This window comes from Rhodopseudomonas sp. BR0G17 (assembly GCF_010907025.1).
Lineage (GTDB): Bacteria > Pseudomonadota > Alphaproteobacteria > Rhizobiales > Xanthobacteraceae > Rhodopseudomonas > Rhodopseudomonas palustris_H.
This window is the reverse complement of sequence record NZ_QUML01000186.1, coordinates 1-413: the sequence shown is the minus strand read 5'-3', so window position 1 is coordinate 413 and position 413 is coordinate 1. Positions and strand designations below refer to the sequence as shown.

Genomic DNA, 413 nt, shown 5'->3' with positions numbered 1-413 from the left:
GACTCAGAGTGGGACCAGCTAGATTTTGTTGCAAACGACAGGTCCACCTTCACCGCGCGAGGGCAATACATCCTCTGGGATACTAGGAGGCTGGAAAGCTACCTAATCAATCAAATTCACCTCAATAACTCTGAGGTGCAATATCAGACCAGACTGTATGGCTATCAACCATTGCAGGATTCAATTAGTGCCTTTGCTAATTCTGAAACATTCAATACATCGCTAATAATAGACTGTATGGGGCATTCATCACCGATCGTAAATGCGACAAACTCAGTCAAGATCCTGGGATATCATCATCTGTACGGTCGCACCTTGGGGTTGCGACGTCCGATCGCCCCGATCGCTGTAGACAACGTGATTCTGTCGGATCATCCCTTGTTCCTTGAAATTATGCCGAAGTCTGGCGGCAC

General features: G+C 47.5%; 1 protein-coding gene. It reads left to right on the top strand.

Annotation, left to right across the window (positions count from 1 at the left end; genetic code table 11):
- Window positions 1–413: hypothetical protein (locus DY467_RS26365; protein WP_205502857.1), on the top strand; the 413-nt coding region annotated here is incomplete at both ends.